Below are 19481 nucleotides of genomic sequence, written 5' to 3' on the forward strand. Positions count from 1 at the left end.
CGCGATTACTGGACGCCGCTGCGCGTATGTTCCAGCCGGTTGTCGATGTACGCCTGGCTGCGCAGCTGATCCAACCAGTCTTCATACGCGGGGCCGATGCGGCGTTCCATGAGTTCGCGGCGGGCCTGCATGCGGCGAAATTCCTGTTCCATGTTCTTGGTGCGGCGGTCCTCGACCTGAATCAGATGCCAGCCAAAAGGCGACTGGACCGGTTCGCTGACCTGACCGATTTGCAAGGCGTTCATGGCCTGTTCGAACGCGGGCACGGTCTCGCCGGGATTCAGCCACCCCAGATCGCCGCCCTGCGGCGCCGACGCATCCTGCGAATAGCGCTTTGCCAATTCGGCGAAGGATTCGCCATGCATGATGCGCTGGCGCAGGCTTTCCAGTGTGCTGCGGGCCTTGTCGTCATTGACGACTTTAGAGGTCTTGATGAGAATGTGCCGCGCATGGGTCTGCGTCACCATCATGGGGCCGGAAGCCGCCTGCTGAGGCGCTCGGGCGGCAGGGGTCGGCGCGGCGGCAGGCTGTGCCGCCCGCGCCGGGCGCTGGGCGTATCCCCGGCGCAGTACCTTCAGGATGTGAAAACCGCGACCGCTCTGGAGAACGCCGGTGACCCCGCCTGCCGGCACATCGGCCACGGCACGGGCAAACAGATCCGGCCAGTCCTTCAGGGGCCGGATACCCATGTCGCCGCCCTGCAGGGCTTGGGGACCATTCGATGACGAAGCTGCCAATCCGGCAAAATCAGCGCCGGACTTCAGTTTGCGCAAAATGGCTTCGGCCTGCTGGCGCTTTTCATCCACGACGCTGTTGGCCGCGTAATCCGGCACCTCGATCAGGATCTGCGCCAGTTCGACCAGCTCCGGACCCGTGGGCGCCGCCGCAGGAGGTTCGGCTTGCGCGGGCGCCTGCTGCTGCGACGGCGACGGCATGGGATGAGCACCCTGCGTCTGCAAGAAGGCATCGATATCGCTGTCGCTGATGCTGATGCGGTCCTCGACAGAGCGCTGGCGCAGCATGTCGTCCCGCATCTGCGAGCGCAATTCGCTGCGGTACTGATCCCAGCTCATGCCTTCTGCCAGAATTTCTTTTTTCAATTGGTCGACGGTCAGGCGATTACGCTGCGCCACGCTCTGAATGGCACGATCGACCTGGGCATCGGACACCCGGATACCCAGCCGATCGGCTTCCTGGTCCTGCAAAGCCCCATTGATCATCTGCTGCAGCACCTGGCGCTTGAAGACGGCGTCTTCCGGCACCGGGATCCGCTGTTGCTGCATCTGACGGCGCACCTGGGCCTGCTTATCGGCCAGTTGCCCCAGCGTAATGACCTGTTTGTCGACGATGGCGGCGATGCCGTCGACGAATTGTTCCGCCGGCGGCGCCGCCACGGCGGGGGCGGTCTTGCCGGCTGCCTGCGCCAGCGGCGCCAGGACACTACCGCCCAGCAGCAGGGTCAGGGAAAGCGCAGCGACGGGATGACGCAAGCCAGACATCATTCGTACCTCTCGAAAACAGTTTTTTCAGGGATGGGAGGAGTCACGGACTGATACCCCGTAATTCGTTCGGACAGCATGGACATGGGATCGGTGCCAAGCGCACCCAAACCCGTGAGTTCCAACTGCAGGAAAAGCGCAGTATTAGTTTTTTCCGCCGACACGGCATAACGCTGCAGCACGGCGCGCGCAGCCCAGCCGCCATCGCCCCGGTATTCCAACCCGACAATGGACTGGGTATTGCGCTTTTCAACCAGGGAATAATCATAACGGCCCACCCCGAACCAGCGCCGGGCCAGGGGCCACTGGGTGCTGAAGCTGATCTGCTCGCGCGACAATTGTTCTGCGTCGGCTGGCAGGATCTGATAGGGGTCGGTGTACAGATTGGGGTCGCGTTCGTAGCGATAGGACAGCGACATGGTCGCCAGGCGTTTGGGCGTCCAGCGCACGCCGGCGCTGAGCCGGTTGCGCTTCTGGGTCTCATGATCGAACTGACCATCAAAAAACAGCGAAAAGCGGTCGGTCAGCGCCGCCTTGGCCCCCACCAGATAATCGGATTCCGTCGCCTTGCGCGGCGTCTGGCTGGGAAGGGTGACTTGTTGATCATCGAAATAAAAGCGCTGCGCAGCCGACAGCGACAAGCGCTCGAATCCGGTGTCGGCATCCAGCCAGCGGGTGGTCAGCCCCGCCGTCAACTGATTGGCATTGGCGATCCGGTCCCAGCCGCCGCTGAAGATGTTTTCATCAAAGGCCTGCTGATAACTGAACGATGCCATGCCCGTGTCGAATACCGGCAGCCCGGATTGATCCCGGTACGGCACATACAGGTAATACAGGCGCGGCTCCAGCGTCTGGATCGCAGCATTGCCAAACCAGGATGAATCGCGTTCCAGCGTCAGGCCGGCATCCACCGAAGCGATGGGCAGCACTCGCGTCTGGACGCTGGGCCGTCCCCGCAATTCAGGCGGCAAGCCCTGGATCTCGCCATAGAACCAGTCGGTGTTGTACTGGCTCATGTGCACACCGACTTTCGGGGTCAGGTACGCGCCGGGCAAGACGAATGGCCTGGCGATCGAGGTATACGAGGTCATGCGCGTGCCGTTGGGCATCAGTCGCTTGCCGGATTCCTCGGGGAAGGCATCCCCACGGTAGATAGGGGCCACAAAACGGGTGGCGTAGTTATCCGACACCACATCAAAACCGTTCCAGTTGTAGTGCTGAGCGCGGAAATAAAGTTCCGGCAGCTTGTCGTAAGGCGGGGCCAGGAACGAACCGGTGCTGTCCTGCAGCGTCTGATAGCGGTAGAACTGCAGAGAACCGCTGAAATGCGACCCACCCGACCATGTCAGCAAGGCTTGGCTGGGCATGTAGGTAATGGCGGCGTCCGTCAGGCCAAACGAGGAAAAATCCCGGAAATAGTCGTCGTCCGATACTTTGCGGGCATCCAGGTAGGCCTGCAGACCGTACCCCAGTTCCTGGGTATGCTGCACCGAATACATCCAGCGTTTATCGCCGGTCTGGCGGTCGCGCATGATATAGGTGCCAAACAACTCGGAATGCGACGATTCGCCCAGGTGGCGGAATTCCGTGCCCAGCAACAGACCGCGTTTGCTCATGTAGCGCGGAAACAGGGTGGCGTCGTAGTTGGGCGCCAGATTCAAGTAATACGGGGTCGTCAGTTCCAGCCCCGCGTTGGACGAGGTGCCGTAGGTCGGGGTCAGAAATCCGCTCTTGCGGTCCCGCCCCAGCGGAAATGTCAGGTAGGGCGAATACAGAATGGGAACGCCCTTGAAGCGCAACACGCCGTTGCGGGCCGCGCCTTCGTTTTCATCCAGATACAGATCGACGCGGCTGGCGTCGATATACCAGGCGGGATCGGGCCCCGACCAGCCCGTATAGCGCACATCAGTCAGACGCATGTGCTGGCGGCTGAGGATCTCGGCTTGCTCGGCCTGGCCTTTTCCTGCGGACGCCCCCAACCAGAACCGGGGCGCTTCGACGCTGCCTTGGCTGGTGCGTGTGTTGAATCGTAGATGCGGTCCCCGCACGATGCTGCCGTCGCGCATCAGCAGGCCATTGCCACGGACGTCCGTATCGCCCGTCTTCTGGTCGTATTCGATGCGGTCGCCCTTTATCACACCATCCAGGCGGCGAACCTGCGCATTGCCCCGCAGGATGACTCGTTCCTGGGCATCGCGCGTGATGTCATCCCCGATCAGGAAGGATGGCAGCTCGTCGTCCTTTGGGACGGGGTGCAGACGCAAGCCGTCCGCCATGCGCAATTCGCCAACCGGAACCGGGGGGTCCGCAGCCAATGCCGGGGCCGACAAGACGGCGCTCAGGAGGATGATGCGGCTGATCCAATGCACGAAGACCGGGTCCTCTAGGGTGAAATGAGAAAATGGCCGACCAACAGCACCATAGCGATCAGCGACCCAGTATTATAGAGAAGCCACGCCATCCGCGTGTGATCCGCTGTTTTCATTGTCACGACCCCCTACATGACCGATACCCGCACCCTGGACGCCCGCCTGACGGCGCTGCGCCGCTGGCTGGACGCCCATGCCGCCCCTCTGGGCCTGCAACCCGATACGCTGGCCCCTGTCTCGGGGGATGCCAGCTTTCGCCGCTACTTTCGCCTGCAGGCGGCCCACGACACGCTGATCGTGATGGATGCGCCGCCGCCTCACGAAGACTGCGGACCGTTTGTGACGATCGCCCGGCGGCTGGCGGCGAGCGGCCTGCACGTGCCCGCCATCCTGGCCCAGGATCAGGAACAGGGGTTCCTGCTGCTCAGCGATCTGGGCAGGCAGACCTTCCATGAAGCCATCCAGGCGGGTCTGTGCCAGGACGACGCCGCCTGGCAACAACATATGCGCGGGGTGCTGCGGGCGCTGGTCCGCCTGCAGCAATGCCCGACCGACGGATTGCCGGCCTACGACCAGGCCCGCCTGCAGCAAGAACTCTCCCTGTTTCCCCAGTGGTATCTGCAGACGCATCTGGGCCACACGCCCGATGCCGGCACCCAGGCCATGCTGGACAAGACCTTCGATTTGCTGGCCCGCGAAACCGCCGCCCAGCCTCAGGTGTTCGTCCACCGCGACTTCCATTCCCCCAATCTGATGATCGGGCCCGGCGCCCCGGACTTCACCCCCGGCATCATCGACTTCCAGGACGCACTGCACGGGCCGATCAGCTATGACCTCGCCTCTCTGGTCATGGATGCCCGCACCACCTGGGACGAGCCGCAACAACTGGACTGGGCCATCCGCTACTGGGAATACGCCAGGGCCGCCGGCCTGCCGGTGCCGGCTGACTTCGCCCAGTTCCATCAGCAGTACGAATGGATGAGCCTGCAGCGCAATCTGCGCATTCTGGGGGTCTTCGCCCGCCTGTCCCACCGCGACGGCAAGCATCACTATCTGGATCACATGCCCAGGGTGCGCGCCTACGTGCGCCAGGTGGCCGGGCGCTACACCGTGTTCCATCCTTTGCTGCGCCTGCTGGATCAGGTCGAACAAGTGCCGCTGCAAAACGGCTATTCCTTCTGATGCGCGCCATGATCCTGGCGGCGGGGCGCGGCGAACGCATGCGCCCGCTGACCGACACCTGCCCCAAACCGCTGCTGCCCGTCGGCGGGCAGGCGCTGATCGTATGGCATCTGCAGCGCCTGGCGCGCGCCGGCATCCTGGACATCGTGATCAACCATGCCTGGCTGGGCGCGCAGATCGAAGCCGCGCTCGGCGACGGCAGCGCCTGGGGCGTGCGCCTGCGCTATTCCGCCGAACCCTCCGCCCTGGAAACCGCCGGCGGGATCGCCCGCGCCCTGCCGTTTTTCCGGGACCGGCCCTTTCTGGTCATCAATGGCGACGTCTGGTGCGACTGGGACCCCGCCCAGGCCCATCGCTGGGCGGCGCACTGGCCTGCGCAGACGCTGGCCCACCTGCTGCTGATCGACAATCCCCCCCACCACCCTGCCGGCGATTTTCACCTGCAGGCCGATGGCCAGGTCGCACTGCCGACCGACGGCGCCGCTGCCCTGACCTTCGCCGGCATCGGCCTGTATCGCCCTGCACTGTTCGCCGCCACGCCCGCCGACCGCCCCACCCCTCTGGCGCCGCTACTGCGCCAGGCCATGAACCAGGGTGCCGTGCAGGGGTCGCGCCACACGGGTCGCTGGGTCGATGTCGGCACGCCCGAGCGGCTGCAGGCGCTGGACCAGGCCCTGAGACAAAACGCAGCAGCCGACCGATAAACATCGGCTGCTAAAATGAGAACAGAGTCAGCCGGGCCGGCGATCACGCCGATCACCCCGACTCGGGCGCCTTCTATCCAGTTCTGGCAATTCGCAACCGTCTGTAGATCGCTGAGCGATGACGGCAGCAAACCGTTTATCCTAACGGACTTTGGCGCCCTGCCCCACGCCTCGCCGCTTCAGGAATTTCGTCATGTCTTTCGGCTCCAACCGCCCCACCTTCAAACCTACTCCCTATGGCTACACCCGCCGCAGCCGCCGTGGCATTCCGCGCTGGTTGCTGCTGCTGATTACCGGCATCGTGCTGGGCGCCGGCGGTGTCCTGTTCCTGCAGCGCAGCTACGGCCCGCAGCGCCTGACTGTCGAGCAATCCGAACAACTGCGCATGGATCTGAACACGGCCAATCTGGAAAACCAGCGCATCAACACCGAATCCAAGACCTTGCGCCAGAATCTGGAGCAAACACAAGCCGCGCAAAAGCAGCAAGACAGCCAGATCGAACTGCTGCGCAAGCATGCTGCCGACATGGAAGCCGGCGTCGCCGGCCTGATCGCCGCGATTCCGCCCGATCCCCGCGGCACGTCACCCGGCATTCGCAGCGCCGACATGGTCCTGGGCAGCGAGGGCCTGAGCTACCAGGTCCTGCTGATCCAAGATCTGAAAGAAGGCAACACCCAGGTCCCCAACATGCGGGGCGAAGTCAAACTGATCGGTTCCGGCACCTACCCCAACGGCAACACCGCTTATGTGGACCTGGGTTCGCAGCCCCTGAACATGGGGCGCTACACCGTGATCAGCGGCCAAACCGAGCTGCCCAAGGCCTACCGGCTGCATCAGGTCACCGTCCAGATCATGGGCGAGGACTCGGACAAGGTCATTGCCACACGCACTTTCAGGGTCACGGCGGCGAAGAAATAAGCAGGGCCGCATTCATGCGGCCCTGACCCTGCAACGGGGGCGAACGCCCCCGGGCTGTGCGCGATTACGAGACGTGCTGCAGGAAATCCTTCAGCCGCTGGCTGGGCGGGTCATTGAGCAGCGTTTCAGGGACGCCGTCCTCGGCGATTTTGCCCTGATCCATGAAAATCAAGCGGCTGCCGACTTTGCGGGCGAATTCCATTTCATGCGTGACCACGATCATGGTCATGCCTTCCTCGGCTACATCCTGCATGACCCGCAGCACCTCGTGGCGCAATTCGGGGTCCAGCGCCGAGGTCGGTTCGTCAAACAGCATCAGCAAAGGCTTGATGGCCAGCGCGCGGGCGATGGCCACGCGCTGCTGCTGGCCGCCCGACAGCTGGCCGGGATAATGGTCGGCGCGCTCGGACAGGCCGACCTTGTCCAGCAACGCCCGCGCCTGTTCCCTGGCCTGCGCTTTGGGGGCGCCCCGGGTATGCAGCGGGCCGAACATCACGTTTTCCAGGGCGGTCAGCTGCGGAAACAGATTGAACTGCTGAAACACCATGCCCGCCTCGCGGCGCAATTCACGCACCTGCGACGCCGTGCCCCGCACACTGAGGCCATTGACCATGATGTCGCCGCCCTGGATGGTTTCCAGCACGTTGATGCAGCGCAGAAAGGTGGATTTCCCCGACCCGGACGGCCCGACCACCACCACGACTTCGCCTGGTTCGATGGACAGGTCGATGCCGTCGAGCACGACGTTGTCACCAAAGCGTTTGGTGACGTTCTTGAATTCCACGATGCTCATACGATGCGGGTCCTGTGTTCAATGAACTTGAGCGCCAGCGCGATGAAGCCGGTCATGATCAGGTAGATCACCGCCACCGCCCCCCAGATTTCAACCGCCCGGAAATTGCCCGCAATGATTTCCTGCCCCTGACGGGTCAGTTCGGCGACCCCGATCACGATGAACAAAGAGGAATCCTTGAGGCTGATGATGCATTGATTACCCATGGTGGGAATCATGCGCCGCAAGGCCACGGGACCGATGATGCGGGTCAGGATTTTGTAGAAGGGCAGGCCCATGGCCTGGCCGGCTTCTTGTAGACCCTTGGGCACCGACTGCAGGCCGCCGCGCACGATTTCAGCGATATAGGCCCCCGAATTGATCATCAGAGTGACCGTTGCTGCCGTAAAGCCATCGATGCGCAGATTGACCATCAGCGGCAAGGCGAAGTAGATGAACATCACCTGCACCACGATCGGGGTGCCGCGCATCAGCAGAATATAGATCTGGGACACGACGGACAATGCGATGGGCACCCAGGCCAGAAACCGCCAGACCAGCACAGCCAGCACCAGCAGCCGCGCCACCCACCAGACGGCATCGGGCACCCCGGCCAGCGGACCGGCGACCAGCCAGGACGCCAATTGCGACAGCCCATACAGCACTGCCAGCGCCACGACGCTCCAGCCCAGCGAACGCCGCGAAACCGGCACCGGCACATAGGTGACGATCACCCCGGACAAGCCGCCGATGAGCGCCCCCCCGACCAGCCCGATCACGGTGATCTGGACGGTCATCCAGGCGCCGGCCATCAGGTCGGGCCAGGCCGCCCAGATGGCGGACCATTCGAATGTCACGACAGATCCCGATTAGTCTGGTTTCTTGCCGAACCAGGTTTCATACAGCTTGTCGTAGGTGCCGTTGGCTTTCAGGTCGGCCAGGGCCTTGTTGACGACCGGGACCAGCTTGCTGTCCTTCGGAAAGGCGATGCCATAGAAATCGCCGCTTTTCAGGGAACCGACGACCTTGACCTTGCCCTGACCGGCGGTCTTGGCGTAGTACTGGACGTTGGGCGTATCGTGCACCACGGCGTCCACGCGACCGGTCGCCAGTTCCAGGAAGGCGTTGTCGATGTTCGGGAAAAGCTTCAGTTTGGCCGACGGCACGTTGGCTTTCATGTAGTCCACCGTGGCGGTGCCGATCTTGACGGCCACGGTCTTGTTTTCCAGATCTTTTGCGGTCTTGATGGCGCTGTCCTGGGCCACCAGAATCGCCAGACCGGATTCATAGTAGGGATCTGAAAAATCGATGACCTTGGCGCGATCCGGGCGGATGGTGATGCCGGCCAGCGCCACGTCGATGTTGCGCGTCTGCAGGCCCGGAATGATGCCGTTGAAGTCCATGGGTTGCAGGCGGTATTTCAGATTGGCCTGCTTGGCGATGGCTTCCCACAACTGCACGTCAAACCCGGTGTATTTGCCGTCCTGCTTGAATTCGAATGGCACGAAGGCGGTATCGGTCGCAACGACGAGTTCCTTGTCAGCCGCCTGAGCGGTCGGCAAGGCGAGAGTAAAGGCCAACCCCAGCAGGGCGGCTTTCAGGGATTTGGGCAACATCATTCTAGGTCTCCTTGTGGGATGGTTCCAGGGCGGCCCTCAGGCCGCGCCAGACTTTTATCTTAACTGAAAGGCCCGGCGGTCCTGCCCAAAAACTGGCAAAAACCCCGGGCCTCTTGGCCATTCTGGGGAAATCCCCTAGCGCGCCGGGGAATTCCAAAATGCTCAGGACGATTAGAACGCCGGGACGATCGCGCCCTTGTATTGGGTCAGGATGTAGTCGCGCACCTTGTCGGAATGCAGGGCGGCGATCAGCTTGCGCACCGCCGGATCATCGGTACGATCGGCGCGGGTCACGACCAGGTTGGCGTAGGGGGAATCCTTGTCTTCGATGAACAGCGCGTCCTTGATCGGATTCAGGCCGGCTTCCAGCGCATAGTTGGTGTTGATCAGCGCCAGATCCACGTCGGGCAGCACGCGCGGCAGGGTGGCGGCTTCCAGTTCACGGAACTTCAGATTTTTGGGATTTTCCGACACATCACGCGCCGTCGCCAGAATGTTGGCGGGGTCCTTCAGCTTGATCAGCCCCTGTTTTTGCAGCAACAGCAAGGCGCGCGCGCCGTTGGACGGATCGTTGGGGATAGCGACCTGGGCGCCGTCCTTCAAGTCCTTGATGTCCTTGATTTTTTGCGAATAAGCGCCGAAGGGCTCGACGTGCACGGCGCCGACCGACACCAGTTCCGTCTTGTGTTCCTTGTTGAAGGAGCTGAGATACGGCTGATGCTGGAAGAAGTTGACGTCGATCTGCTTGTCGGCGACTTGCAGATTGGGCTGCACGTAATCGGTGAAGACCTTGATGTCCAGATCCACGCCTTCCTTGGCCAGATCCGCTTTGACGAATTCCAGCAGCTCGGCATGGGGAACGGGGGTGGCGGCCACCGACAGCTTTTCAGCATGAGCGGGGACGGCGAAAGCCAGCGGCAAAGCCAGCGCCAGCGCCGGCACGAACTTCTTGAACATGAGTAGAACCTCCTGTGACTACTTCCGATTCAGCCGGGCCACCCATCGGTCGCCCAGCACTTGAAATACCTGCACCATGATGACCAGCACCACGACGGTCACGGCCATCACATCGCCCTGGTAACGCTGATAGCCGTAGCGCACGGCCAGATCGCCCAGACCGCCGCCGCCGATCACGCCCGACATGGCCGAATAACCCACCAGCGTGATGGCGGTGACGACGACCGCAGCCAGGATGCCGGTGGTGGCTTCCGGCAGCAATGCCCACAACACGGTCTGGCGCGACGTCGCCCCCATCGACCGGCATGCCTCGCTGACACCGGGGTCAAGTTCGCGCAGCACGTTTTCGACCAGCCGCGCAAAAAAAGGCGCGGCGCTAGCCACCAGCGGCGGGATCGATCCCTGCACGCCCAGCGCGGTACCGACCAGCAGGCGCGACATGGGAATCATCACGATCAGCAAAATCAGAAACGGCACGGATCGCAAGACGTTGACGATGAAGGCCGTGCTTTGATAGATGCCCCGATGGCTCATCATCTGCCCAGGGCTGGTCAGAAACAGCAGCACCCCCACCGGCAGACCGATCAAGATCGTGAACAGCAGGGAAAAGCCGGTCATCAGCAGGGTGTCGATCGTGGCTTCGCCGATCAACCACCAGTCCACATTGGCCATCATGTCCGCAATACCTCGTAGTGCACACCGGCCTGATCCAGCGCGGCTCCCAGGCTATCCAGATCCGCCTCCGCCCCCTGGGCGGCCACAATCAGCTGCCCGTAGGGGGTGTCCTTGATGCGTCCGACCGAGCCCTGCAAGATGCTGAGATCCAGATTCAAATTTCGGCTCAGGTGGCTCAGCAAAGGAGTCGATGTGGCATCCCCCCGGAAGCTCAGTCGCAGCAGGCGCCCCGCCAGGCCTTCCGCCATGGCTCTCCAACCCTCGCCGCCATCCAGCCCGCTCTCGGATAACAGCGACCGTGTGGCAGCATGCTCTGGATGCAGAAAGACTTCCAGCACCTGGCCGGATTCGACGATGCGTCCGGCCTCGATCACCGCCACCCGGTCGCAAACCGCACGGATCACATCCATGCTGTGGGTGATCAACACGATGGTCAGCCCCAGGCGCTGATTGATGTCCCCCAGCAAGCGCAAAATGGATTGCGTGGTTTCCGGGTCCAGCGCGGATGTCGCCTCGTCGCATAGCAGCAGGCGCGGCTTGCTGGCCAATGCGCGGGCAATCCCTACCCGCTGCTGCTGCCCGCCCGATAGCTGGCCGGGGTATTTGTGCGCATGATCAGACAAGCCGACCAGCTTCAGCACCTCGCGGGCGCGCTCGGTGCAAGCCGCGCGCGACATGCCCGACAAACGCAGCGGAAAGCGGACGTTGTCGATGACGGTGCGGGCTCGCAGCAGATTGAAATGCTGGAACACCATGCCGACGCTACGCCGGTATTCGCGCAACTGTGCCGGGGAATACGCGGTGATGTCGTGTCCATCCACGCGCACCACGCCTTCGGTGGGCCGCTCCAGCAGATTCAACATGCGAATGAGCGTGCTTTTCCCGGCGCCAGAACGGCCAATAATCCCGAAGACTTCGCCTTCGCGGATATTCAGATTGACATCGGCCAGCGCATGCACGGAGCGGCCAGCCGATTCAAAGGTTTTACGGATGTTCTCGAGATCGATCAAGATACGAAACTGCTTTCAAAAAATAGCATCCTGGATCAACAGGATGGGGGGTTGTGAGCAAACCCGAATCGGGAATTTACCATGCTGATTCACAGAGTTAACCGCATAGCATATAACAAAAAATCATAACCACTGTCCGGTATTCGCGGTCGTCATCCAGAACCGCATGCGCAAATTGTCCAGATCGCTGGACAGATCCACCGGAGCAGGCGCCTCTGCCGGAAAACGGCGTCCAGGACTTTTCCTTGAAATAACCCTATGTTCCGTACAGGAGCCGGGCGGTTCGTGCGCCTTGCCCAGCTTCTATTGAAGCCTCAACCATTGCCTCCGCTACACGAGGCGCGTCACTTCCAGCAAGGAGATGCGCCGGCTGGTCGTTTCCAGCACCTCGAAACGCAGACCGTGCAGCTCGGCCACATCGCCCGCCTGCGGCAGGGCGCCGAACCGTTCCAGCAACAGACCGGCGATGGATGCATAGTCATGCCCACCCTCTGACAGCGCGTCGACCCCCAGCGCTTGGGACAGGTGATATAGATCGGCGCCTCCGTCCACCCGCCAGCGGTCGGGACCCAATGCCTGGATGCTGGTTTGTTCGTCTTCGTCCGGAAATTCCCCGGCAATGGCCTCCAGGATGTCGATCGGCGTCAGCAGGCCCTCGATCGTGCCGTATTCGTCGGCGACCAGCACCAGCTGTCCGCCAGCCCGCCTGAGCGTCTCCAGCGCATCCAGCACGCCCGTGGCGCCCGGCAGGATCACGGGTTCGCGCAGGATGGAGGGATCAGCCAGGCCCCTGCCATCCATCATGCAGGCCATCAGATCCTTGGCGCGCACAACACCGGCGATCGTGTCCAGATCGCCGCGGCATGCGGGGAAAAAATTATGCGGCACATCCTGCAGCTGCTGCAGGATCGCAGCGGGCGTCTCATCCAGATCAATCCAGGAAATCTGAGTGCGCGGCGTCATGATGGACCGTACCGTGCGCGATCCCAAGGTCAGCACGCTGCTGACCATGCCGCGTTCCTCGGCGCCAAAGGCGGCTTCGTCCACGGGATGCGCTTCTTCCGACGCGACATCCTGCCCCCCTGCCCGTTTCTTGTGCCCCATCAGCCGCAGCACCGCGCCCGCCGTGCGTTCGCGCAGCGGCAGATGGGCCTCTCTTTTCACCAGGCTGCGGCGGGCGATCTGATTGAAGCCTTCGATCAGGATGGAAAAGCCAATGGCGGCATACAGATAGCCCTTGGGGATCTTGAACCCCAAGCCTTCGGCGCTCAGGCTGAACCCGATCATCAACAGAAAGCTCAGGCACAGCACAACAACGGTGGGGTGCGCATTGACAAACCGGGTCAAGGGCTTGGATGCCCACATCATCATGACCATGGAAATCACCACGGCCGCCATCATGACAGGCAGATCGTCCACCATGCCGACAGCGGTAATGACCGCATCCAGGGAAAACACGGCATCCAGCACCACGATCTGCATCACCACGACGCCAAAACTGGCAAACGCCTGGCGCTGGTCGGACAGATGCGCGGTGCCATCCAGCCGCTCATGCAACTCCGTCGTCGCCTTGATCAGCAGGAAAATCCCGCCCAGCAGCAGGATCAGATCCCGGCCCGACAACACCAGCCCGCCGATGGTCAGCAGGGGGTTGGTCAGCGTGACCAGCCATGACACGACCGTGAGCAGCCCAAGGCGCATGATCAACGCCAGAGACAGGCCGATCAGGCGGGCCCTGTCGCGCTGATGCGGCGGCAACTTGTCCGCCAGAATCGCAATAAAAATCAGGTTGTCGATGCCCAGAACGATTTCCAGCACCACCAAGGTCAACAAACCCGCCCAGATCGTCGGGTCCCAAAGCCATTCCATAGTCATCAGTCCATACAGTCGGAGATCGCGCGCCCCACCTCGCTGGCGCGGCCAGGCGGGCAAGACGGCATAAAGACGCTGTGCTTAAGAGCCGTACGGATCAGATCCATGGCGGCGTGGCGACGGGAAGCTGGGCAGACCGGAAAGCGATGGGACCGACAGGCCGCCAAGGCGTCGCGCCCAGGCTCAGGCTGCAGGGTGCGGCCAAGCAATGGACCGACTCGGGGTCGCCCGCATCCGCGTAAGCAGGCTGTTGAGCGCCGGAATAATCCGCTGCCCCTGATGGCGCCTCGTTCTCACCCAGCGTCACGAGACAGTCGGATGCCGAGAGCGGAGCCTGAGAGAAAGCCATGCATCCATTCGGCGCAGACTGGGCCAGGATCTGGATCGGCAGAAGAATCAGCAGGAACGTGACGAGAACTCGTCGCATGCGGGCAAAGAGGGATGAGGACCCACTAAGTATAGCGTGCCGTCATGGTGCCATACAGAATCGTCACAGGCAGGCGCACGAGGATGGAAACGTGCCGGGACGACATCCCGTCATGCGCACAAACACGGATTCACAGGCCGGCGTTTGGGTCGCAGAATGCACGAAAGAGAGGGCGGTCGAATGGGTTCCGACGGCAAAAACAACAATGCCCAGGCATGAGCTGGGCATTGCAGAAAAAGATTGGTGGGTCGTGCGCGGTTCGAACGCGCGACCAACGGATTAAAAGTCCGGTGCTCTACCGACTGAGCTAACGACCCAACCTAAGCATTAAATTTTGACATCTTATGAAAATTTCGTCAAGCCACCCCCCTGAAAACTCGCACGCTGAGTCAGACTGCAATGGTCTGACCAGCGTGCGGCTGCACGTCATCTCCGACCTGCACCTGAGCATGCAGGGCCTGACCCTGCCTGCCTTCCAGGCCGACGTCACGATCCTGGCGGGGGACATCGCCCGCCCGCACGCTGCGATGCAATGGGCCGCGCAGGTCCCCAGGCCTGTGCTGTACGTGCCGGGCAACCACGAATTCTATGGGGGCGACATCCCTGGCGTGCGCGCTCAGCTGGCGCAGGAAGCGGCGCAGCATGGGGTCGAACTGTTGGATCAACGCGCCGTCGTCATCGACGGGGTCCGATTCCTGGGCACAACGCTCTGGACGGATTTTGAACTGTTTGGCACCGACCAGCGCGGCAAGGCCATGGAACAGACCGGGCAATTCATGCGGGATTTCCAGGTCATCCACAATGGCGACGGGTCGCGCTTCACGCCTCAGGATGCGGCGGCGCTGTTTCGCGAACAATACGATTGGCTGGACACCGCGCTGGACGAGCCATTCGACGGCCCCACGGTGGTGATCACCCACCACGCACCCAGCCTGCGCAGCGTCCATCCCCGTTTCGAGGATTCTCTGATCAGTGCGGGTTTTGTCTCGGATTGCACCGGGCTGATGGGCCGCGCCTGTCTATGGATTCACGGCCACACGCACGACAGCTTTGATTACACCGTGCGCGGCACGCGGGTGCTGTGCAACCCCAGGGGCTACAGCCGCGACGGCGTCAACGAGAATCCGGCCTTCAAGCCGGCATTCTGCGTCGACGTGTCGATCACGGATTCATCGTGCCCGTGAAATGCGGACTTCCGCCCCGCGCCGTTTGACCTCCAGGCCCTCGGACGGCAATATCTTCAAACCCTCCAGCCCCTTGATGTAACTGGAACCCTGCATCTGCATGACGCGGATCTTGTTGCGCATGACGACCGGGTTGTGTTCGGGCATGCCGAACATCCAGACTTCCTCGAGAATGCGGGCGGAATTGATTTCCCCCGTATGCTGGGCGACTGGCCCCAGGCACAGCATGTGCCCTTCGCGGCCAAACACCGGCAGGGAATCCAGACCCGCATTCACGGTCCAGCGGGTGCCGCCCTCGTAGCGCCAGCCGGTGCTCAGATCCCACCAGGCATCGCCCTTGGGCAGATAAATTTCCGTCTGGCCGCCAGACTGCATGACAGGCGCCACCAGCAGCGCCGGACCCAGCAGATACTGGGTGTCCCAGACATGGGCATCCGGATCGGCGGGATAGGCCTGAGCCATGGATCGCTGCACCGGCAAACCGGTGCGCACCGCATCATCGATGATGCCGGCCACATAGGGCAACAGGCGATAGCGCCATTCCAGCCAATGCCGGATCAAGGCGCGCGTCTCGGCATCGAAGGCGTCCGGCATCAGATCGGGCAAGCCCTGAAAACTGAAGTTGGCGGAAAACACCCCCATCGCCAGCCACCGCAGATAGAGTTCCGGCGACATGGCGGCAACAGGCCGCGCCGCGCAGCCCAGGCCATGCGTCTGGACCGCTACGCCGCTGTTGCCAACGGACAGGGCGGCTTTCAGCGTTCGGGCATAGCCGTCCCAACTATTGTCTACGTCCGGCCCCTGCTGCCAGGCGAAACGCTGCACCCCTGGAAACAGGTCACGGCTGAGCATCACGCCTTCTTGGGGCGTGCGCGGCCCGGCGACGGCATCGAACAAGGCCTGACGCGCCAGATGCGGGTAGGCGGTGCGCAGCACAGCGCCTGTTTCACCGCCTCGGGCTTCGATATCCGCAGGGAAATCGAACTGGGCCTGGCACACCGGGGCTTCCAGGCCGTCTTCCAGCGCCTGCTGATAGCGCTCGGCCCACAAGCGCCGGGCGTCCTTATGCGTCAGATCCAGCAAACCGAAAGGCTGACCGCCCGATGCCGGCGTGCCGGGACATACCCAGACCTCGCCATCGGCATCGCACAACAGCCAACCGCGGTCTTCCCATTCCTCGAACAAGGCCGTGCCCTGCAATACACCGGGAATCACGCTGCCCGCCAGATGCACATCCAGGGATTCGGCAGCCGCAAACACCGTGCGCCAATCCGGGACGCGATCCGACCATTCGAATACCGGTTTGTCGGATTGAAACCCGATGATCGCGGGTTCGGCCAAGCGCAAGGCATCCAGCGCCAAGCCCTGCGCCCGCAGACTGCGGACCTGCTGCAGACTTTGTTCGATCGTCTGCCCGGCAGCCTGATCCAGCCAGACGCCCATAGGCCAGAGGTTCGGCTGACCGGCACGCCCGGTCAGCGCCGTATATTGATTGAGGATTTCGGACGGTTCCCCCACGAACAGGAACAGGTCCAGGCCCGCGCCGCCGACCTGCACCCGGTAGCGTCCGGGCGCCTGCATGTCGTGCTCGACCCGGTCCAGAGTATTGGCGAACGCCCCCCAACCGGCGGGACTCCAGGCCAAAGGCAGGCAGCGGTCCGCCGGCGCATCGGACACCAGACGGCTGCCGCGCCGATCTTGATCCCCCTGGGTTTCACCCAGGCCGAACAAGCCTTCGGTCTCGGCCAGGGTCCATTCGATCGTCCAGACGGATTCCCCTTGGTCATCGACGACGGGGCGGGATGGGATCCGCGCGCGCGCGACGTGCTGACCATGCCGCCGCAACTGGATGACGGGTTCGGCCCCGCTGAGGTCCAGGCAGACATCCCCTTGCGTCAGGCGCCAAACCCCCGGTTCGGGCGATTGGCAGTCAAGTTCCCCGACTGCCTCGTGGCGGGCCAGCAGCATGTCGGCCTGACGTTGCAGGCGTGCGGTGGGTTTGCCCGGCTCTAGCCAGGTGCGCGGGCCGCAGCGCAGGCGAAAGACGCCCGGCGCGTGCGCCTCGATGCGTAAACACCATTCATCAGAATGGTAGGCCCATTCGACGCAGGACGACGTCGTGGTGACCGGGCCAGTCTCGAACAGTTGGTCCGCCAATTCGATGGTGGGCGACACAGCGTGATCCTCTGGGCGTTCGCCCACATGAGTCTTGTAAAAGATATTATTCTGACGGATTTGCGTCATAAAATAAAATCCGATCGTCTTTTTGGCCTGAAAACGACCGATTTCCCCTGGATTTCGGGTGCTTTCATCGGTTTGGCGCGACCTGGACGCTTCAGCGCAGCCGGATCCGGTGTTGCAGTTCGCGTTCGATCGGCCAGGGTTCCTGATCCAGCCGCGCCGCAATCAGATCCCCGGCCAGTGCCGACCAGCTCAGGCCGCGCGATCCGTACGCGCACGCCAACCACAACCCCGGCCATGTCGACACGGCATCGATGATGGGCAAATGATCCCGCGTCGCTGCCCGCCACCCGGCCCAGCCTTGCGGGGCTTCGCGCCCCAGCCACGGCACGGCGCCATCCGGCAGCCAGGCGCCGATCCGGTTCAAAATATCGCGATGACCGAGCTGTTCAACCGCACTATCGGTCGCGCCTGCCCGATACGTGCTGCCCGCCACCGCCCAGCCATGACGAGGCGGCAGGCAGTAGCCTCGGCCAGATAGGATACACGACGGCACTCGACGCTCGGATGACAGCGCCGGATACAGGCTGACCTGCCCCGCCAGAGACCGCAGGCCGGCGAGCACCGGATAAGCAGACAGCGGCGCCACCCCCTGCAGCAAGGCGGCAGCATGCCGGGCATTCGCCAGCACCAATTGATCGGCCTGCGCCAGCTGCGCGCCCTGATCATCCAGCAGTCGCCACCCACGCTCGGCGGCAGGCTGCACACGCGCCACGCGCACGGGATTGCGTGTCAGGCCGGGATGGGATAGCAGAGCGGCAAGCAGCTCGCCAGGACACACCTGCACCGCCTGGGGAAACCACAGACCTCCACGGGCCATCGGCACACCGGCCTGGCGGCTGGCCGCGTCAGCATCCAGCCAGCGCACCCAAGCATCCGGGAACTGCAAGCGCGCCAAGGCCTGACGCTGCACGTCGGCTTCTTCGTCCGTCTGCGCGCAGACCAGCGCGCCGCAGACATCCGGCTGTGCACCCCCATCCAGCGCCCGCCACCGCGCCCAAGCGCGTTCCAGACCGGCACGACTCAGGCGGGAACGGGTGTCATCATCGGGACTCAGGGCCGGCACCAGAGCCGCGGCGCTGCGGCGCCGCATGGCGGGATCGACATCCAGCGCGCAGGACGGATCCCAGACCTGGACATCATGGCCGCGCAGGGCCAGGGCATAGGCCACGCCGGCCCCGGCCAGACCCGCCCCCACAACCGCCACGGTCTGGCGCCGCCAATGCTGCAGCGGCGCCCCCAGATTCGGGCGCAACACCGCGACCGTCATCTCGCGCTTGCCGGCCAGGCCAGGCGCCTTGCGGACCAGGAATCCGGCGTCACTCAAATCGCGTCTCACCTGGCCGGCGGAGCACCAGGTCGCCGCCGTGGCGCCCGACCGGGCCAGCCGCCGCAGCTGCCTGAACACCGTGGGCGACCACATGACGGGGTTCTGACGCGGGGCGAAGCCATCCAGGAAAAAGGCATCGACCACCGCTTGCGCCTGGATCGTCATGCGCTGGATATCCCCGAACAGCAGGGTCAGGCTCAGGCGACCACCCGCCATATCCAGGCGGTGCACGCCCGGGGTCAAGGCCGGCCAGTGGACGGCCAATTCATCCGCCAGTGGGCGCAATGCATCCGGCAGGCGCGCCCAGGCGCGCCGCAGATCTTGCAGATGAAAGGGATGCGCCTCGAACGCCAGATAATGCAGGCGGGCGCTGCGCTGCGGGTCATCGCGCCAGCACTGCCAGGCCGTCAGGAAATTCTGCCCCAGCCCAAAACCGGTCTCGCAGATGGTGAAGGCATCGCGCCCCTGCCAGCGTTGCGGCAGGCCATTACCCTGCAGGAACACGTGACGCGCCTGCGCCACCGGCCCTGCGGCACCGTAATACACATCACCATAGCGCTCGCTGCGAGGAATGCCGTTCGCATCCTCGCGCCATCGGGCGGGGATCAGTTGCTGATAGGAATCGGACATGCAGGGACACTCTTTGGATGCTCACGTACAATGACAGACATGCCGCGCAGGCCGGCTGGCGGTCGCGCGCGCAGCACAGGAACGATACTGA

16 protein-coding genes and 1 tRNA gene are annotated in these 19481 nt (G+C 63.2%); 4 read left to right on the forward strand and 13 right to left on the reverse strand.

Going from position 1 to position 19481, the window contains the following annotated elements:
• Nucleotides 1–5 precede the first annotated feature (5 nt).
• Together WBF69_RS10400 and WBF69_RS10405 are read right to left on the reverse strand one after the other, a co-directional pair.
• Nucleotides 6–1499 (reverse strand): peptidylprolyl isomerase, encoded by a 1494-nt coding sequence (locus WBF69_RS10400; RefSeq protein ID WP_424263951.1) that lies wholly within the window; start codon nucleotides 1497–1499, stop codon nucleotides 6–8.
• Nucleotides 1499–3868, reverse strand: coding sequence for an LPS-assembly protein LptD (locus WBF69_RS10405; protein WP_424263840.1), 2370 nt, complete (start codon nucleotides 3866–3868; stop codon nucleotides 1499–1501). Before WBF69_RS10405 ends, WBF69_RS10400 begins: the two co-directional genes overlap by 1 nt.
• 132 nt (nucleotides 3869–4000) lie before the next feature.
• Between WBF69_RS10405 and WBF69_RS10410 the strand changes: the two genes are divergently transcribed.
• The 3 genes from WBF69_RS10410 (at nucleotide 4001) to WBF69_RS10420 (ending at nucleotide 6673) form a co-directional block, all read left to right on the forward strand.
• Nucleotides 4001–5050, forward strand: a complete 1050-nt coding sequence (locus tag WBF69_RS10410; protein WP_424263842.1) for an aminoglycoside phosphotransferase family protein — start codon at nucleotides 4001–4003, stop codon at nucleotides 5048–5050.
• Nucleotides 5050–5754, forward strand: coding sequence for an N-acetylmuramate alpha-1-phosphate uridylyltransferase MurU (gene murU, locus WBF69_RS10415; RefSeq protein WP_424263844.1), 705 nt, complete (start codon nucleotides 5050–5052; stop codon nucleotides 5752–5754). Before WBF69_RS10410 ends, murU begins: the two co-directional genes overlap by 1 nt.
• A 193-nt stretch (nucleotides 5755–5947) precedes the next feature.
• Nucleotides 5948–6673 carry a hypothetical protein gene (locus WBF69_RS10420; RefSeq protein WP_424263846.1) on the forward strand — a complete coding sequence of 242 codons (726 nt, stop codon included), beginning with the start codon at nucleotides 5948–5950 and terminating at the stop codon, nucleotides 6671–6673.
• A 64-nt stretch (nucleotides 6674–6737) separates the two neighbouring features.
• On the opposite strand, the gene glnQ is transcribed toward WBF69_RS10420, so the two are convergent.
• The 9 genes from glnQ to WBF69_RS10465 all read right to left on the reverse strand — a co-directional run bounded on the left by glnQ (nucleotide 6738) and on the right by WBF69_RS10465 (nucleotide 14322).
• Nucleotides 6738–7466, reverse strand: a complete 729-nt coding sequence (gene glnQ / locus WBF69_RS10425) for a glutamine ABC transporter ATP-binding protein GlnQ (protein WP_424263847.1) — start codon at nucleotides 7464–7466, stop codon at nucleotides 6738–6740.
• The gene (locus WBF69_RS10430; protein ID WP_424263849.1) at nucleotides 7463–8302 is read right to left on the reverse strand and encodes an ABC transporter permease subunit; all 840 of its coding nucleotides are present in this window, start codon (nucleotides 8300–8302) and stop codon (nucleotides 7463–7465) included. Before WBF69_RS10430 ends, glnQ begins: the two co-directional genes overlap by 4 nt.
• Before the next feature lie 12 nt (nucleotides 8303–8314).
• Nucleotides 8315–9061, reverse strand: coding sequence for a glutamine ABC transporter substrate-binding protein GlnH (glnH, locus tag WBF69_RS10435; RefSeq protein WP_424263953.1), 747 nt, complete (start codon nucleotides 9059–9061; stop codon nucleotides 8315–8317).
• Between the two features lie 174 nt (nucleotides 9062–9235).
• The gene (locus WBF69_RS10440; protein WP_424263851.1) at nucleotides 9236–10021 is read right to left on the reverse strand and encodes a MetQ/NlpA family ABC transporter substrate-binding protein; all 786 of its coding nucleotides are present in this window, start codon (nucleotides 10019–10021) and stop codon (nucleotides 9236–9238) included.
• 18 nt (nucleotides 10022–10039) lie between these two features.
• Nucleotides 10040–10696, reverse strand: coding sequence for a methionine ABC transporter permease (locus WBF69_RS10445; RefSeq protein ID WP_424263853.1), 657 nt, complete (start codon nucleotides 10694–10696; stop codon nucleotides 10040–10042).
• Entirely contained in the window at nucleotides 10693–11706 is a 1014-nt protein-coding gene (locus tag WBF69_RS10450; RefSeq protein ID WP_424263855.1) for a methionine ABC transporter ATP-binding protein, read from the reverse strand. Before WBF69_RS10450 ends, WBF69_RS10445 begins: the two co-directional genes overlap by 4 nt.
• Before the next feature lie 330 nt (nucleotides 11707–12036).
• Nucleotides 12037–13575: a TerC family protein gene (locus WBF69_RS10455; RefSeq protein WP_424263857.1), complete on the reverse strand. Its 1539-nt coding sequence runs from the start codon at nucleotides 13573–13575 to the stop codon at nucleotides 12037–12039.
• A gap of 100 nt (nucleotides 13576–13675) precedes the next feature.
• Nucleotides 13676–13927 (reverse strand): hypothetical protein, encoded by a 252-nt coding sequence (locus tag WBF69_RS10460; protein ID WP_424263859.1) that lies wholly within the window; start codon nucleotides 13925–13927, stop codon nucleotides 13676–13678.
• A gap of 319 nt (nucleotides 13928–14246) precedes the next feature.
• Nucleotides 14247–14322 (reverse strand) — tRNA-Lys (locus WBF69_RS10465).
• Nucleotides 14323–14349: 27 nt separating this feature from the next.
• Between WBF69_RS10465 and WBF69_RS10470 the strand changes: the two genes are divergently transcribed.
• Nucleotides 14350–15189 (forward strand): metallophosphoesterase, encoded by an 840-nt coding sequence (locus WBF69_RS10470; RefSeq protein ID WP_424263861.1) that lies wholly within the window; start codon nucleotides 14350–14352, stop codon nucleotides 15187–15189.
• Here WBF69_RS10470 and WBF69_RS10475 read toward each other — a convergent pair.
• On the reverse strand, nucleotides 15175–17433 hold the full coding sequence (locus WBF69_RS10475; protein WP_424263863.1) for a glycoside hydrolase family 31 protein: 2259 nt from the start codon (nucleotides 17431–17433) through the stop codon (nucleotides 15175–15177). The two genes, WBF69_RS10470 and WBF69_RS10475, sit on opposite strands and share 15 nt — an antisense overlap.
• Nucleotides 17434–17524: 91 nt before the next feature.
• The gene (mnmC, locus tag WBF69_RS10480) at nucleotides 17525–19390 is read right to left on the reverse strand and encodes an FAD-dependent 5-carboxymethylaminomethyl-2-thiouridine(34) oxidoreductase MnmC (RefSeq protein ID WP_424263865.1); all 1866 of its coding nucleotides are present in this window, start codon (nucleotides 19388–19390) and stop codon (nucleotides 17525–17527) included.
• Nucleotides 19391–19481: the final 91 nt, after the last annotated feature.

Origin of the sequence: Castellaniella sp. (assembly GCF_049673105.1) — a bacterium.
In the GTDB taxonomy this organism is placed as follows: domain Bacteria; phylum Pseudomonadota; class Gammaproteobacteria; order Burkholderiales; family Burkholderiaceae_B; genus Castellaniella.